Here is a 16,972-nt window from a genome sequence, read left to right on the forward strand (position 1 = left end):
GGTGAAGAGACTTCTGGAGAATGGGAAGAAGAAGAGGAAGAAGAAACGACTGGTACTGGTGAAGAGACAGAGACAGAGACAGATACTGAAGGAGAGGAAACAGAAGAAGAGACTGACACAACTGATACTGAAGAAGGAGATGGTACTTCTGGAACAGATACTGAAGAAGAAGATACTTCTACAGAAACAGAAGCTGACGAACAGGATACAGATATCGCAGTACAAGAAGAAAATGTGTCTTTAGAAGAGGGAACAGACCTTCATAGTATTACTGTAAGCTTTAATTCGCAAGGGAAGTATATTACGATTACTAAGAATGAACGTAATAATGTAAACAATGCTACATTGTACTCTATGCTTGGTCAAGTAATACAACAATGGAAACCAGAAGCTGGAACAGGTACAATACAACTACCAGTATCGAACATAAGCAAAGGACCTTATATCCTTCGTTTAGAAACCGACACGAGATCATTTGCAGAAAAATTAATTATTCACTAACGCATTGCATTTATGTATGCATAGACAAAGAAGCCTCTATTGCAGAGGCTTCTTTGTTTTTATAGAAAATTGGTTTTGTACGCTACTACCTACCGAAATGTAAGTTCGCGAAAGCGTATAGAATTAAATAGTTTTAAAACGGGAAATTCGTTGAATACCACATAGGCTTACCTCGAAGATTATTTACTTATATAAAAATGGAATGTATAGAATAAAAAAAGCGTTTAGAACTTATATTCTAAACGCTTTTAAATGATAAATAGATGCTTTATTAGATAGATTTAAATAAAGATTCCATTTTTTGTTGTTCTTCAGTAGCAAGTACGCTATCTACTAAGATACGCCCACTATGCTCATCAGTAATAATTTTTTTACGACTAGCGATCTCTACTTGAACCTGTGGTGGAATTGTAAAGAATGATCCGCCAGATGCTCCACGTTCTATAGCTACAACAGCAAGACCGTTACGTACATTTGAACGTATACGCTTATATGCTTTTACTAAACGTTCGTCTATTTCTTTTTCAAAGTCGTCACTTTTCTTAATAAGTGCTTTCTCTTCTTTTTCAGTTTCTGCTAGGATTGCATCTAGTTCACCTTTTTTGTGTTTAAGGTGCTTCTCGCGTTCTCCTAAGCGTTCTTTAGTAGTAGAAATAACTTCGTTCTTTTGCTCTATTTGAGCTTTAAATTCACGAATATTCTTTTCTGCAAGCTGAATTTCTAATTCTTGAAATTCAACTTCCTTAGTAAGGGCATTAAACTCACGATTGTTTCGTACGTTCTTTTGTTGCTCAGAATATTTCTTGATCGAAGCTTTAGATTCTTCTATTTGAATTTTCTTTGCTTTGATTTGATCTTCTATAAGGGATAGTTCATTATCCAATTTTTCAATACGTTTGTTCAGACCAGCAACCTCATCTTCAAGATCTTCGACTTCTAAAGGTAATTCACCTCTTACATTACGTATTTGATCTATTCTAGAATCTATAAGTTGTAAATCATACAAAGCTCTTAGCTTCTCTTCGACAGTTGATTCCTTTTTCTTTGCCATACTTTATAAATAGTTGATGGGATTGGTATTTTCTTTAGATAAAACGACTGCAAAATTACGAATTTTTTCTGTAAGATAGTCGGCTATAATGTTTTTTGTAAAGCGTTCACTCTCAAAGTGGCCAATATCAGCTAATAAAATTCGTTTTTCAGCTTTATAATAATCGTGATATTTTAAATCTGCAGTTATATAAATGTCAGCACCGCTTCGAATCGCTTGTGATATTCCAAAAGCACCACTACCTCCTAAAACAGCTACTTTTTTAATAGGTTTGTTTAGGAATTCAGAATGTCTAATTCCTCCTGATTTAAATGTTTCTTTAACGTGTTTTAAAAAATCGATTTCAGAAATAGGTTCTTTAAGAGTGCCTATCATACCTAACCCTACATTTTGAAGATTATTTTGAAGCGTCGTTATTTCATAAGCGACTTCTTCATATGGATGATTCGAAAACAATGCTTTTAAAATAGTAGCCTCATGGTGTTTTTCATAGGTTACGTGAAGTTGAGTTTCTGGTTCTTTATGTTGTACTCCTATAGACCCAATGGTTGGATTTGCATTTTTGCTTGCGCGAAAAGTGCCTTCTCCTGAAACCCCAAAACTACATTGATCATAATTTCCTATTTGTCCAGCTCCAGCTTTAAAAAGAACTTCCTTTATATCCTCTAAAGAATGATGAGGAACATAGGTAACTAATTTTCTGATATGCTCTTTTTTTGGAATAAGTATTTGTGTGTCTGCCAGGTCTAATGCTTTTGCCATTCCATAATTTACACCATAAGAAACATTATCTAAGGCTGTATGTAATGCATAAATAGCAATATCATTCTTAATTGCTTTTATAATTGCTTTTTCAACATAATTAGCACCTGTTATTCTTTTTATTCCTGAAAATAAAATAGGATGGAAACAAACAATAAGATTACAATTCTCATCAATAGCTTCTTGAACTACATGTTCTAATGCATCATGCGTTACTAGTATATTAGTTACTTTTGAAGTAGCGTTGCCCACAAGCAGCCCAACATTATCAAAATCTTCAGCATAGGGTAGTGGTGCCCATTCTTCAAGTATATTAGTTACATCACGTATAGTCATAATCGTATCTTAAAAAAGTAAAGATAAAAATTATACCTTCGTCCTTTATGAAACAGCTACGTAAAATCTTATTTCCTTTTGCTGGACTCTATTATATGGTCACCTTATTACGAAATAAGGCGTATGATAAAGGGTATTTTTCATATAAAGAATATCAAGTGCCTGTTATCTGTGTAGGGAATTTAAATACAGGCGGTACAGGAAAAAGCCCAATGACCGAATATCTTATAGGTCTTTTAAAAGATCATTACAAGGTCGCTACGTTAAGTAGGGGGTATGGAAGAAAAACCAAAGGGTATTTTCAAGTAACTTCAGAGAGTCTTGCAGAAAATGTTGGAGATGAACCGCTGCAATTCGCTCGTAAATTTAAAGATATTATTGTATCGGTATGTGAAGATCGGCAATCGGGTATTGGAATGCTTTTGCAAATAGATCCTCCCTTAGAAACGATTATTCTTGATGATGCCTACCAGCATAGAAAGGTGAAAGCAGGTTTTCAAATTTTGCTTACAGCATATGATGATTTATATACAGATGATTTCTTATTACCCGCAGGAAATCTTAGGGAATCTAGAAAAGGAGCTCATAGAGCACAAATAATCATAGTGACAAAATGTCCATCAGATATTTCTCAATCGGTGAGGAATTATATTATAAAAAAAATAAATCCATTACCCTTTCAGAAAGTATATTTTACAACCATTAGTTATAATACCGAGCTAATGTCTAATCATTGTCAATTATCAATTTCAGAATTGAAAAACAAGAAATTTACGTTGGTGACTGGAATAGCAAATCCTAAACCGCTAGTAGGTCATCTTAACGACTTAGCTTTGGACTTTGAACACAAAGTGTATGGAGATCATCATAATTTCGCTTTAAGCGAAATAAAAGCCTTAGAGACATGTGATTTTATAGTTACTACAGAAAAGGATTATGTGCGTCTGTTTCCTTTACTAGAACATAAGAATTTATATTATATTCCTATTGAGGCTTCATTTGTAGAAGACAAAGCAATGTTTGATACTCAGATATTGGATTTTGTCAAAGACTTTAATTAAAGACTTTTGCTTGTTTTAGTCCGTTGTGTATTTTTTGGAAGAATTCCTCTACCTTATAGGGTTTAGGAATAATATCATTAAAACCAGCTTCATGGAATTCATCAATATTTTCATCTATAGTCACAGCGGTTAATGCAAGGATAGGAATCTCTTTGTCAAAGAGGCGTATTTGTTCTGTAGCTTCTATACCGCTTATACCTGGCATGTGTATATCCATTAGGATAAGATCAAAATTTTGACTTCTTGCTTTTTCTACAGCGATCTCTCCATTATCTGCGACATCACATTGCATCTTGTTTTTCTCTAAGATTTTGCGTGTGATCATTTGGTTGATCTTATTGTCTTCAACAACGAGAATCTTTCTGTTTTCTAAAGCAACATAATCAATATCATATATGATATTATGAGGATTTGACTCTTCTCCTGCCTGTTTAGTTAGGTTGTATTTGATATCAAAAGAAAATGTAGAACCTTTTCCTAACGTACTCTCTAACTCCACTTTACTTCCTAATAAATCCAATAAGTTCTTTACGATAGATAGTCCTAATCCTGTACCACCAAACTTTCTGTTAATAGCAACAGACCCTTGAGTGAAGTTCTGGAAAATATTTTTTTGTTTCTTTTTAGAAATACCTTCTCCTGTATCTTCAACTTCAAAGTGTAAATACGCTTCGGTTTCTGTTTGTCGTATTTTTTGAACTCGTACATCTACATTTCCATCGCGTGTAAATTTTACCGCATTACCTACTAGGTTAATGAGTATTTGAGAAATCATAAGCGGATCTCCTAAAACTTCTTCAGGAATATCTTGATCAAATTCAAAGTTCAATTTGTTTCCTTTGTCTTTTGCAGATTTACCTAAAGCAAACAACACATCTTCAATACGCTTCTTAAGATTGAACGCAGTTTGTTCAACTTCAACTTTGTTTGCTTCTAGTTTATTAAGATCTAATATGTTGTTAATTAATGATAATAGATACTCTCCAGAAAATTTAAGGGAGTCTAGATGTTTCTTTTGTTCAGGTGTAGGGTTTTCACTTAATAGTAAATGAGTGAGTCCTGTTACAGCGTACATAGGAGTACGTAATTCATGCGTAATAGTAGATAAGAATTGGGCTTTCACCATAGAAGCCTTTTCAGCATTATCCTTTGCAACTATTAATTCAGTGTTTTTAGCTTGAAGTAATTCGTTTGCTTTAGTCCTAAGATTATTGTTTTTGTAAAGTGACAAAATTAATAATGACAAGATCGTAACCATGGCAATACTTAATACCGTGATAAATCTATTAGCTTTTACAGATCGAGCTCTTTCTAATTCGATATCTTTTTTTAATTGATTACCTAATACTTTATCATTGCTAAACTGATCTATAACAATGGGTACTTCTTTGTTTTTTCTGTTTTTTTCTATGTAGCTATTATAAAGTGTGATATGGTCATATGCTTTAGAGATGTCATTTTGCTCTTTTGCAATATGGCTGCTTATCCTGTAGGACTCTGATAAAAGGGCAGGATAATTTTCAGAAACACTTATTTCTTGAGCCGTATTTATAGCGATGCTAGCTTCATCGATTTTTTTTAGAAGTATTAAAACTTCTGCTTTTTGAATATTACTTTTTGCAACAAGAAATTTATTACCAGCATCATTAGCTTGTAAAATAGCCAAGTCAAATAATTCACCGGCTTTTTGAGGATTGTTCTTTGTGAGAGCAATAATTCCTTGATTTAAATATACCTTAGAAAGTAATTCTGGACGCCTTTTATTTTTTAATATTTCTTTTGCTTTTTCAAAATATTCAGATGCTTGTGGGTAGTTTCTTTCTTGAAGTTCAATTTTTCCAGCAGTGATATAACTTTGGCCTAAATTTTCTTCATAATCTGTAGAGCCAAGTTGCATTTTGATAGCTAAATCATTTTCTTCTTTTGCCTTTTTTATATTTCCAGTGAGAAGATATAATCTTGACAATGCGCTAGAAGCAAGGCCTATTCTTCCTTTATTATTTGTTTTTTCTGCTAAAATTCTAGCTCTAGTCATAATTTGAGCAGAAGTATTGTAGTCATTATTCTCAATAGCAGTAGCAGCTACAGTAAGTAAAGAGTCAATTTTTTGGTTTGTAATCTTTTGGGTAGCAAGGTCTACCTCTTGTGCCACAAGGGTTGTGGGAAGAATACAAAGCGTTAAGAGTAGAATGCAAATTAAATATTTGCTCATATATAGGATTACATTTAACAAATACGAATATATATTATTTCCTGTTAATGAATAAAATTAAATCAATAATTCGACTAGAATATCCTATTTCATTGTCATACCAGCCAATAATCTTGACCATTTTTCCAATAACAGAGGTCATTTGAGAGTCAAAAACACAAGAGTGTGTATTGCCAATAATATCTACAGAAACTATGGGCAAATCAGTATATTCAATGATTCCTTTTAAATGTGTTTGCGACGCTTCTTCTAATGCCTTATTTATTACTTCAATACTAGTGTCTTTTTTTACATTAAAAGTGATATCCGTAAGAGAGCCATTAGCTATTGGTACTCTAATGCCACAACCTCCTATAACATTTGCAAGATGCGGAAACACCTTTGTTAATGCTTTTGCTGCTCCTGTAGTTGTAGGTACAATACTTTGTCCTGCCGCTCTCGCTCTACGAAGATCTCTATGAGGTTGATCATGAAGACTCTGATCTGTAGTATATGAGTGAACAGTCGTGATGTATGCTTGTTCTACACCACATAACTCATCAATTACTTTAATCATAGGAGCTGCATTATTTGTAGTGCATGATGCATTTGAAATAATGGTATCTGTGCTTTCTATAATATGATCATTTACGCCTAAAACAACCATTTTTATCTGATCGTCTTGTGGTGGGACTGCTAAGATTACTTTTTTTGCCCCATTTTTAATATGATGTTCTAATTCAGGTGTTGTTTTGTACTTGCCTGTAGCTTCAATAACAATATCGGGTGTTACCGTGTGCCAAGGAATTTCCTTTATATCGGGGCTATTGAATAAGGGAATCTCTTTAGAATTCACAGTAATTGTAGATGGGTTTTGTACGCTTTCGCGAAAGCGTATATCTGCATCAAAAATGCCATGAATACTGTCAAATTTTAATAAATGACTTAAGGTATGTGCATCAGCTAGATCGTTTATAGCAACTACCTCAATATTTTCATGATGATGAAGTAGTTTAAAAAGGTTACGACCGATACGTCCAAAACCATTAATAGCGACTTTAATAGTGCTCATAAGATATTAGGTAAGATGCTTTTGAGCTTTGTATGAAGAGCGTACAAGAGCACCACTTTCTACATGTCTAAAGCCCATTTTAAGTCCGATCTCTTCGTATTTTTTAAATTGATCTGGAGTGATAAATTGTTTTACCGGTAAATGCTTCTTAGAGGGTTGTAAATATTGACCTATAGTAACGATATCCAAATTTACAGATCGTAAATCTTCTAGCGTTTGAATGACTTCTTCTTCGGTTTCACCAAGTCCCAACATAATACCAGATTTTGTTCTAGTAATTCCGTTGTCTTTAAGATATTTTAGAACCCCCAGACTACGTTCATATTTTGCTTGGATACGAACTTCGCGAGTCAATCTTTTTACAGTTTCCATATTATGAGAAACTACTTCTGGATGTACATCAATAATGCGATCAAGAAGATCTTCTCTTCCTTGAAAATCCGGAATTAATGTTTCTAATGTTGTCTCAGGATTCATACGACGTATAGCCTTAACAGTTTCTCCCCAAATGATAGTTCCCATGTCTTTAAGGTCATCTCTATCTACTGAAGTGATCACTGCGTGCTTTATTGCCATCAATTTTATAGATCTTGCCACTTTTTCAGGTTCTTCCCAATCTACGGTCTCTGGTCTGCCTGTTTTTACACCACAAAAACCACAAGAACGCGTACAGATATTTCCTAAAATCATGAAGGTAGCTGTACCTTCACTCCAGCATTCTCCCATATTAGGACAACTTCCAGAAGTACAAATGGTGTGTAAATCATATTTATCTACAAGACCTCTGAGTTCTGTGTATTTTTTTCCTGTAGGAAGTTTTACACGTAGCCACTTAGGTTTTGGTTGTCTAACAGGTGATACTAATGTTTCTTCTTGCATAGCTTATATAAAGAGTAACAAAGATACGAATAAAACAATTTTAGATAGGTATCCTGCTTTGGTAATCAAACGTTAAAAACACAATTCTATTTCTTTTAAATCATATTCATTAATAACATTATCTTCTTCTAATAAAATAAGCTTTCCTTGATTTGTAACTCCCTGAATAATACCTACAAATTGCTCTTTGTTTGCATTTAAAAAAGTAGAAGGTTTGTCTTTTCTAAAAAGATGAGTTTCATAATTTTCTTTGATTTTTTCTAAATCTCCATCAAGTAACATTTTTACATAAAAATGAAATTGTTCAAGAAGCATATTTAATATTTCTTGTATGTCAAAATGTATTCCTGTTTGTGTTTTTATAGAAGTTGCTCTTGGTACATTTTCCCAAACAGTTTGATTGACATTTAACCCTACACCAATGACCATGGCATTTAATTCACCTTTTTTTATGACATTTTCTATAAGAATGCCACATATTTTTTTCTTGTCTGACAATATGTCGTTAGGCCATTTTACACTCACATTTTTTATCAATAATTTTTTTAAAACATCTTTTACAGCTAATGATGCTGCCATTAATGCATAAAACTGTTGATCAATAGTGATTTGTTGAACTTTTCTAAAAACACTGAATGTTAGGTTTTTACTAGGGGTAGTAGACCATTTGGTCCCCATTTGTCCACGTCCATTAGTTTGCTCTAAGGCCCACACTACAGTATCTTCTTCAAGATTTTCTTCCTTTGCTAATGACTTTAGATAGTCATTTGTTGAATCGGTGGTATGAAGTTTGACTATACGCATATAAGTTTTTATGTTATTTAAACTTATGTTAAGAAGGTTGATAAACGTAAATTTGTAATAACTTTGTGTAAATAAAAGGATTTAATGGCAAAAAAGGAAACGAGCGCAGATCAATTAATTGCAAAAATAATAGAAGGAATAGAGGAAGTAAAAGGGCAAAACATTGATATTCTTGATTTAAGGGATATTGAAAATACGGTTTGTGATTATTTTGTTATTTGTAATGGTACTTCAAACACCCAAGTAGCAGCGATAGTAAATTCTATTCAAAAGATTGCTAGTAAAGAATTAAAAGAAAAGCCTTGGCATGTAGAAGGATTAGATAATTCTGAATGGGTACTTATGGACTATGTTAATATTGTAGTTCACGTATTCCAGAAACACATAAGAGAGTTTTACGATATAGAAAGTCTATGGGGTGATGCAAAGATCACTTCTATAGCAACTAGTTATTAATAAAAAAGTAGTGAATGTCTAAAGAAACAAAAAATACCCCTCCGACTAATAAACCTAAATTTAGCAATTACTGGATTTATGGATTAATTATAGTCATTTTTATTGCTATTAGTATGTTTAGTGGCGGTAATGGATTCAATGAGCCAAAAGAAACATCTCTATATAAGTTTAATGAGTTTCTGAAAGATGGTGATATAGAACGTGTTGAGATTGTTAATGAAAATGTTGCAAAAGTATACTTAACTAAAGAAGCTGAAGCAAAAGAGGTTCATAGTAATAGAGGCGGTTCTTTCATTAAGTCTTCACCAGGTGCAGCAGATTATAAATTCCAATTTGGAGATTTACAGAACTTTGAGAATAAAATAAATTCTGTGATTACTTCTAATAATTTACAAACAGAAGTCAAATATAAAACAGAAGGAGATATTTGGCAGATGCTTATTAGTTTCTTTCCTATCATCTTAATTATCGCTATTTGGATATTTATAATGAGACGTATGTCTGCGGGTTCTGGTGGTGGTCCAGGAGGTCAGATTTTTAATATCGGAAAATCAAAGGCGAAGCTTTTTGATGAAAAAACAGATGTTAAGACTTCTTTTAAAGATGTGGCTGGATTAGAAGGAGCAAAGGAAGAGGTACAAGAAATTGTTGATTTTCTTAAAAATCCAGAAAAATACACGAGTCTAGGAGGTAAGATTCCAAAAGGAGCATTGCTTGTAGGGCAACCAGGTACAGGTAAAACATTACTTGCAAAGGCAGTGGCTGGAGAAGCAAAAGTTCCATTTTTCTCTCTTTCAGGTTCTGATTTTGTAGAGATGTTTGTTGGAGTAGGAGCTTCTCGTGTAAGAGATTTGTTTAAGCAAGCTAAAGAAAAATCGCCAGCAATTATTTTTATAGATGAGATAGATGCTATTGGTAGAGCTCGTGGGAAAAATAATTTTTCAGGCTCAAATGATGAAAGAGAAAATACACTAAATCAATTATTGACAGAAATGGATGGTTTTGGAACTAATACAAATGTAATTGTATTAGCAGCAACCAACCGAGCAGATGTACTTGATAAAGCACTCATGAGAGCAGGTCGATTTGATAGACAAATTTATGTAGACCTTCCAGATGTTAGAGAGCGTAAAGAAATCTTTGAAGTGCATTTACGTCCTTTAAAGAAAATTGATAACGAGTTAGATATTGATTTCTTAGCAAAACAAACACCAGGTTTTTCAGGAGCAGATATAGCAAATGTTTGTAATGAAGCTGCTTTAATTGCAGCTCGTAAAGGAAATAAAGCTGTTGGGAAGCAAGACTTCTTAGATGCAGTAGATAGAATCGTAGGAGGACTTGAAAAGAAAAATAAGATCATTACTCCAGATGAGAAAAAAGCAATTGCATACCATGAAGCTGGTCATGCAACTGTAAGCTGGATGTTAGAACACGCGGCACCTCTTGTCAAAGTAACGATCGTTCCTAGAGGACAATCTTTAGGAGCTGCTTGGTATCTTCCTGAAGAACGTCTCATTGTTCGTCCTAAGCAAATGCTAGATGAAATGTGTGCGGCTTTAGGAGGAAGAGCTGCTGAAGAAGTAATCTTTAATGAAATATCTACAGGAGCCCTTAGTGATCTTGAAAAAGTAACAAAGCAAGCTCGTATGATGGTTACTGTATACGGACTTAATAATAAAATAGGGAATCTTACGTATTATGATTCTTCAGGTCAGTCTGAATATAACTTTAGTAAGCCCTATAGTGAAAAAACAGCCGAATTAATAGATAAAGAGATCTCTGCTATTATAGAAGAGCAATATCAAAGAGCTATTGATTTACTGAAAGAAAATAAAGAAAAATTAAGCCAGTTGGCGGATCTACTTTTAGAAAAAGAAGTCATTTTTAAAGATAATCTATTAGAGATTTTCGGAGATAGACCATTTGGAAAGAAAGAAGATGTTGAAGTAATAGCATAAACTTTTATTTATTAATAGAATTAAAACTTGATTTAATTTATGGTTAAATCAAGTTTTTTTATATTTGAAGAACTTGTACGCTCGAATCTAAATCTCACCATGAGTCTATTTAGAAAGTTATTTAAAAAAGAATCTAAATCAGACACCCCCCGTCCCGATAAAAATCACGACGGGAGGAGCAAGTATATGCCCGATGTTCACACACCTGCGGATGAGCGTTTTACAAAGAACTTTATCCTTAATGGCGGTAAGTTTTTATATGCTGTTAATTTAGAAGAGCTTAAGGAAAATTTTGATGATATCTTACTGGAAAATGATTGGTATGAGCAAAATGCATTCTGTTTTGATCAACAATTAGAAGATATTTTCAAAGGCTATAATCTTAAATTTACCCAAAATAGAGATGCTGCGTTCTTTTTAACAACATGTGAGAGTCTTATTGCTGACAATGGTTCTATACTTGTGAGTTCACATCAATTAAAAGAATTAAAGCTTCAGGAGTTTCCCAAATCTATGATTGTGTTTGCAACAACAAGTCAAATAGTAAATAATATTGGGGAAGGATTGCGACTTATTAAAAATAAAAATAAAGGAAATATTCCCAGTAATATCACAACAATAAAGCATTTTGAAACAGATGAAGATGAAAAAGACTTTATGTCTTATGGAAGCAGTACAAAAAATTTATATTTGCTACTGTTAGAAGATTTGTAATATGCGCGAAGTTTTTATAAGGGCACTTTCTGGATTATTGTATGTTGCATTTTTGTTGCTTGCTATATTTTCATTGGAAAATATATACCTAGTATTAATTTTGGTTTTTGGAGCAATGTGTTTGTTTGAGTTTTTAAAACTTGTTCAAATAAAGTCATATCTGCCATATCTTCTTTTAATCGCTGTAACACTCGTTTTTTGTTATTATAAATTATTTAAAGGTGTAACTCTTGTTTTTCTGGCTATTACGATTATGACCAACTTATATCTTATTAAAAATTTAATAAGACCATCAGAACGTTATATTACAATAGCTCAAAAATATATATACCTCCTTTTCTATATCATAGGTGGTTTTATGTTTACAATCCTATTGCCTTCATATAAAGGAGAATATACGTCATATTTAGTAGCAAGTGTATTTGCTTTGATATGGATTAATGATACATTTGCTTTTATCGTTGGTAAGAGCATAGGAAAGCATAAGCTTTTGGAACGTATATCTCCTAAAAAAACAATAGAAGGGTTTTTAGGAGGACTTGTGTTTTCTTGTATTGCTAGTGTTTTTATTTATAAATTTACTGGACTTTTAAGTATTCAGTTGTGGATGACTGTAGCTGTAGTGACCTCAGTATTTGGAACATTAGGAGATTTGATACAGTCACAATTAAAAAGACAGGCAGGCGTTAAGGATAGTGGACAGTTAATGCCAGGTCATGGAGGGATATATGATAGATTAGATAGTATCATTTTTGCAAGTCCATTTATTTATTTGTTTTTAATAGTATTAGATTATGTTTCATAAAGAAGGAAGTAAAATTATCGCTATTGCATTAGGTCTTTTTACCATTGGTCTATTAACTGCAAATAGATTTTTAGAAAAAGGATGGTTATTCTATTTGATAGCCGCTACACTAATTGTATTACTTATTCTTATTCTCCAGTTCTTTAGAAACCCTAGTCGTATTGCTCCTAATGATGCTGGAGTTATTGTATCTCCAGTAGATGGGAAGGTCGTTGTGATAGAAGAAGTATTTGAAAAAGAATATTTTAAAGATAAACGTCTACAGGTATCAGTTTTTATGTCTCCACTTAATGTTCACGTGACGCGATACCCAGGAGCAGGTGAAGTTACGTTTAGTAAATATCATCCAGGAAAATACTTAGTAGCTTGGCATCCTAAAGCAAGTGAAGAAAATGAACGAACTACAGTTGTTGTAAAAACAGAAAAATTTGGAGAAGTAATGCATAGACAAATAGCAGGAGCTCTTGCTAAACGTATTGTGAATTATGCCGAAGAAGGAGATGCTGTAGCGCAAGGAGGTGAAAGTGGCTTTATCAAATTTGGATCTCGTGTTGATATTTATCTTCCTGTAGGGACCAAAATTGCTGTAGCCTTAAATCAAAAAGTAAAAGGAGCATCATCAATAATCGCAACGGTATAATGGAAAATGAAGCGCTCCATACCGCTTTTTGGGACGCTTTTAAAAGAGTGGGTGAGGCTAAACAAGCATTCCCTCCTGATGTATTATTGCGGTTTTATGCACTCTACAAACAAGCTACGCAGGAAAACTCTTTTAGTTATCAAAAAGGAGAACACGAATTAGTAAGTGCCTTCAAGATGAATGCATTATTACAAGTAAAAGGATTAACGAGCGACGAGGCTAAAGAGGCCTATATAGAAGAGGCAAATAAATATATAAAGTAAAAAATTAGAATTTGATTGTATAAAAAAATGCGCTTATTTATAAGCGCATTTTTTTGGTATTACGTATAGAACTTAGGATAAACTCTTCAATCTTTTCTCTAAAGTTTCAATCTTGACTTCTGCGTCAGCTTGCTTTTGTTTTTCAATAGCAACTACTTTTTCAGGAGCATTATTTACAAAACGCTCGTTGCTTAGTTTTTTAGAAACAGATTGTAAGAATCCTTTTGTGTATTTTAATTCCTCTTCGATTTTGGCTATTTCGGCTTCTACATCTATAGCTCCAGCAAGAGGGATAAAGTATTCGTTAGATTTTACTCTAAACGATAAAGCTCCGTCTAAGGGCGCTTTCGCGAAAGCAATCTCAGATACATTACCCAGTTTAGAAATAATAGTGTCAAAATCTGAAGAAACTTCTTCATTACTCACAACGTGTAGCTCTATTGCATCTTTAAATGCAATATTCTTGCTCTTACGTATTGTTCTAATACCAGAGATAACCTGAGACGCATACTCAAAATCTGAAATGATTTGTTCGTTAACCGTTTCTTGTTTTGGCCAGTGATTAATGATCAATGCTTCATCAGGAGTACGATCTGTAATGGTTTGCCAAATCTCTTCTGATACAAATGGAACAAACGGATGTAGGATACGTAGATTATTTTCAAAAGCTACTATTACGGCATCATATGTCTTGCGATCTATAGGTTGTTGATACACAGGCTTAATGATTTCCAATAACCAACCGCAGAAGTCATTCCATACTACTTTATATGTTGTCATAAGTGCATCAGAAATGCGATATTTTGAAAAGTGATCTTCTATTTCAATTAAGGCTTCATTAAAACGATTTGTGTACCATTCTAATCCTAGAGCACTATGTGCAGGTTGAGGTATTGTGTCATCTACTTCCCACCCCTTTATGAGGCTAAAAGCACTTAAGTTTTTTGTTACTAACCCTTTCCCTTGTTTCAGGAGGTCTTCATCAAACATGAGATCATTTCCAGCAGCACTACTTAATAAAAGTCCTACACGTACACCATCGGCACCATATTCTTTAATTAGTTTTAAAGCATCAGGAGAGTTTCCTAACTGTTTTGACATTTTACGACGTTGCTTATCACGTACCAAGCCTGTCAGATATACATTTTCAAATGGACGTTGGTCTGTATATTCATATCCAGCAATAACCATGCGAGCTACCCAGAAAAATAAGATATCTGGACCCGTCACGAGGTCATTCGTTGGGTAGTAGTACTTAAACTCTTCGTTTTCAGGATTACGTACACCATCAAAAACACTCATAGGCCATAACCAAGAAGAAAACCAGGTGTCTAGTGCATCTTCGTCTTGACGTAAGTCACTAAGTTGTAGGTTTTCATTCTGAGTACGCTTTCGCGAAAGCGTTAACGCCTCCGCTGCCGTTTCAGCTACCACAAAATCTTCTTTCCCGTCTCCATAATAATATGCAGGAATTTGCTGCCCCCACCATAATTGACGTGAGATATTCCAGTCACGAATGTTTTCCATCCAATGACGATACGTATTTTCAAACTTTTTAGGAAATAACTTGACATCACCTGTTTCTAAAACAGCCTTCAGAGCTGGTTTTACCAAATCTTCCATTTTAAGGAACCATTGATCTGAAAGTCTAGGTTCTATCACTGCTTTTGTGCGCTCTGAAGTTCCTACTTTATTAATATGGGTTTCTGTTTTTACAAGATGCCCTTTTTCTTCTAGTTCTTTTTTAATGTTCTTACGACACTCAAATCGATCTTGTCCTTCGTAATGAAGTCCAAAACTATTAAGAGAGGCATCTTCATGAAAAATATCAATAACGTCTAAGTTATGTTTATCTCCTAGTACTTTGTCATTCTCATCATGCGCAGGTGTTACTTTTAAACATCCTGTTCCAAATTCTATATCTACATACTCATCTTCTATAATAGGAATCACACGACCACATATAGGAACAATCGCTTTCTTCCCTTTTAGATGGGTAAAACGTTCATCATTTGGATTAATACAAATCGCAGTATCGCCAAAAATAGTCTCTGGACGTGTCGTAGCAATTGTTAAGAAGTCTTCAGAACCTTCAATTTTATAATTAAGATAGTAAAGAGTTCCTTGTCTTTCTTCATGAATAACTTCTTCGTCAGAAAGGGTAGTTTTTGCTTCAGGATCCCAATTTACCATACGGTATCCTCTATAGATTTGTCCTTTGTTATAAAGATCTACAAATGTTTTGATAACCGCCTCAGACATATCTGGATCCATGGTAAACTTTGTACGTTCCCAATCACAAGAAGCTCCTAATTTTTTAAGCTGTTCTAAAATAACGCCACCATACTCTTCTTTCCATTCCCAGGCATGTTTTAAAAACTCCTCACGTGTAAGATCAGATTTTTTAATGCCCTGTGCTGCTAGTTTTGCAACTACCTTAGCTTCAGTAGCAATAGAAGCGTGATCGGTCCCTGGTACCCAACAAGCGTTTAGACCAATAAGACGTGCGCGTCGTATTAATACATCTTGAATGGTATTATTAAGCATATGTCCCATGTGTAATACACCAGTGACATTAGGAGGAGGTATTACAATAGTATATGGTTTCTTTTCATTGGGTGTTGAATGGAAATAATTATGTTCCATCCAGTAATTATACCACTTGTCTTCTACCTGTGAAGCGTCATATTTTGAAGCTATGCTCATAGTTTGGTCTGATTATTGAATACTAATCAGCAAAAGTACTGATAACAGTAGGATTAATAAATAGTGTGATACGTTTTTTTAATGATAAATATATTCAGTCGTATCAGTAGATTGTTGATATCATTTTTTGGTAACGGTCTTAATTCTAACTATTTTTAGCGTCCTCAAATATTGGAAATTATGAAAAAACTAATGTTATTGCTGTTTGTAGGTCTTATGACTATGACCGTAACAGCCCAAGAGAAAAAAGCCGCAATCACTTTTGAAAGTGATGTCGTAGATTATGGAGAGGTAGATTATGGATCAGATGGCGTACGTGAATTTAAATTTACAAATACAGGAGATGACGTGCTTATTATAGCTCGTGTATATTCAACATGTGGATGTACAATTCCTAAAAAGCCAGAAGAGCCTATTCAGCCTGGAGAGACAGGCGTGATCGAAGTAAAGTATGATACAAAGCGTGCTGGTATTATACGTAGAACAATTAATGTATATTCGAATGCTTCTGAAATTCCTTATAAATTGACTATTAAAGGAGTTGTAAAACCGCAAGCGGGTAAATAATGATTTACAATTTTATTTAAAAAAAGCCACTCATTGAGTGGCTTTTTTGTTTCTAAATAGTGTCTCGTCCTGAAATATCGATACACTAAAACTTTAGTGTAATGAAAACATCAGTAAACACAGGGATTTTCAAACGCACTCAAAAAGATTACTCCCTCTCTTTTAAGCTTCAATTAGTTGAAGAAGTAGAATTGGGTTTGTTGTCA

At 33.7% G+C, this 16,972-nt stretch carries 16 protein-coding genes; 9 read left to right on the forward strand and 7 right to left on the reverse strand.

Annotation, left to right across the window (positions count from 1 at the left end; genetic code table 11):
• Nucleotides 1–501, forward strand: a 501-nt coding sequence (locus tag Q1A60_RS21170; protein ID WP_299770042.1) for a T9SS type A sorting domain-containing protein, incomplete at its 5' end; no start/stop codon positions are given.
• Between the two features lie 271 nt (nt 502–772).
• Here the strand turns inward: Q1A60_RS21170 and Q1A60_RS21175 are convergent.
• Both Q1A60_RS21175 and Q1A60_RS21180 read right to left on the reverse strand, forming a co-directional pair.
• Nucleotides 773–1,552 (reverse strand): C4-type zinc ribbon domain-containing protein, encoded by a 780-nt coding sequence (locus Q1A60_RS21175; protein WP_299770039.1) that lies wholly within the window; start codon nt 1,550–1,552, stop codon nt 773–775.
• A 3-nt stretch (nt 1,553–1,555) separates the two neighbouring features.
• Nucleotides 1,556–2,650, reverse strand: a complete 1,095-nt coding sequence (locus tag Q1A60_RS21180; RefSeq protein WP_299770035.1) for a Nif3-like dinuclear metal center hexameric protein — start codon at nt 2,648–2,650, stop codon at nt 1,556–1,558.
• A 47-nt stretch (nt 2,651–2,697) separates the two neighbouring features.
• Between Q1A60_RS21180 and lpxK the strand changes: the two genes are divergently transcribed.
• Nucleotides 2,698–3,711: a tetraacyldisaccharide 4'-kinase gene (gene lpxK / locus Q1A60_RS21185; protein WP_299770032.1), complete on the forward strand. Its 1,014-nt coding sequence runs from the start codon at nt 2,698–2,700 to the stop codon at nt 3,709–3,711.
• Here the strand turns inward: lpxK and Q1A60_RS21190 are convergent.
• The 4 genes from Q1A60_RS21190 to Q1A60_RS21205 all read right to left on the reverse strand — a co-directional run bounded on the left by Q1A60_RS21190 (nt 3,704) and on the right by Q1A60_RS21205 (nt 8,657).
• A complete protein-coding gene (locus Q1A60_RS21190; protein WP_299770029.1) occupies nt 3,704–5,923 on the reverse strand; it encodes a response regulator in 2,220 nt (739 codons plus the stop codon). The two genes, lpxK and Q1A60_RS21190, sit on opposite strands and share 8 nt — an antisense overlap.
• Nucleotides 5,924–5,957: 34 nt before the next feature.
• Entirely contained in the window at nt 5,958–6,974 is a 1,017-nt protein-coding gene (gap, locus tag Q1A60_RS21195; RefSeq protein ID WP_299770026.1) for a type I glyceraldehyde-3-phosphate dehydrogenase, read from the reverse strand.
• 6 nt (nt 6,975–6,980) lie between these two features.
• Nucleotides 6,981–7,853, reverse strand: coding sequence for a lipoyl synthase (gene lipA, locus Q1A60_RS21200; RefSeq protein WP_299770023.1), 873 nt, complete (start codon nt 7,851–7,853; stop codon nt 6,981–6,983).
• 72 nt (nt 7,854–7,925) lie between these two features.
• Entirely contained in the window at nt 7,926–8,657 is a 732-nt protein-coding gene (locus tag Q1A60_RS21205; protein WP_299770020.1) for a biotin--[acetyl-CoA-carboxylase] ligase, read from the reverse strand.
• Nucleotides 8,658–8,741: 84 nt separating this feature from the next.
• Between Q1A60_RS21205 and rsfS the strand changes: the two genes are divergently transcribed.
• The 6 genes from rsfS to Q1A60_RS21235 all read left to right on the forward strand — a co-directional run bounded on the left by rsfS (nt 8,742) and on the right by Q1A60_RS21235 (nt 13,493).
• The gene (gene rsfS / locus Q1A60_RS21210) at nt 8,742–9,113 is read left to right on the forward strand and encodes a ribosome silencing factor (RefSeq protein ID WP_299770017.1); all 372 of its coding nucleotides are present in this window, start codon (nt 8,742–8,744) and stop codon (nt 9,111–9,113) included.
• 14 nt (nt 9,114–9,127) lie between these two features.
• Nucleotides 9,128–11,071 (forward strand): ATP-dependent zinc metalloprotease FtsH, encoded by a 1,944-nt coding sequence (ftsH, locus tag Q1A60_RS21215; RefSeq protein WP_299770014.1) that lies wholly within the window; start codon nt 9,128–9,130, stop codon nt 11,069–11,071.
• Nucleotides 11,072–11,170: 99 nt separating this feature from the next.
• Nucleotides 11,171–11,785, forward strand: coding sequence for an LUD domain-containing protein (locus Q1A60_RS21220; RefSeq protein WP_299770011.1), 615 nt, complete (start codon nt 11,171–11,173; stop codon nt 11,783–11,785).
• Nucleotide 11,786: 1 nt separating this feature from the next.
• Nucleotides 11,787–12,590, forward strand: a complete 804-nt coding sequence (locus Q1A60_RS21225; protein WP_299770008.1) for a phosphatidate cytidylyltransferase — start codon at nt 11,787–11,789, stop codon at nt 12,588–12,590.
• The gene (locus Q1A60_RS21230; RefSeq protein WP_299770005.1) at nt 12,580–13,230 is read left to right on the forward strand and encodes a phosphatidylserine decarboxylase family protein; all 651 of its coding nucleotides are present in this window, start codon (nt 12,580–12,582) and stop codon (nt 13,228–13,230) included. Before Q1A60_RS21225 ends, Q1A60_RS21230 begins: the two co-directional genes overlap by 11 nt.
• Entirely contained in the window at nt 13,230–13,493 is a 264-nt protein-coding gene (locus Q1A60_RS21235; RefSeq protein WP_299770002.1) for an acyl-CoA-binding protein, read from the forward strand. The genes Q1A60_RS21230 and Q1A60_RS21235 overlap by 1 nt, the downstream gene beginning before the upstream one ends.
• A gap of 72 nt (nt 13,494–13,565) precedes the next feature.
• Here the strand turns inward: Q1A60_RS21235 and Q1A60_RS21240 are convergent, their stop codons facing one another.
• The gene (locus tag Q1A60_RS21240) at nt 13,566–16,199 is read right to left on the reverse strand and encodes a valine--tRNA ligase (protein ID WP_299769999.1); all 2,634 of its coding nucleotides are present in this window, start codon (nt 16,197–16,199) and stop codon (nt 13,566–13,568) included.
• A gap of 180 nt (nt 16,200–16,379) precedes the next feature.
• Here Q1A60_RS21240 and Q1A60_RS21245 point away from each other — a divergent pair, with 180 nt between their 5' ends.
• Nucleotides 16,380–16,766 carry a DUF1573 domain-containing protein gene (locus Q1A60_RS21245; protein ID WP_299769995.1) on the forward strand — a complete coding sequence of 129 codons (387 nt, stop codon included), beginning with the start codon at nt 16,380–16,382 and terminating at the stop codon, nt 16,764–16,766.
• Nucleotides 16,767–16,972 lie beyond the last annotated feature (206 nt).

The organism is uncultured Dokdonia sp. (genome assembly GCF_947492535.1).
Classification (GTDB): Bacteria; Bacteroidota; Bacteroidia; order Flavobacteriales; family Flavobacteriaceae; genus Dokdonia.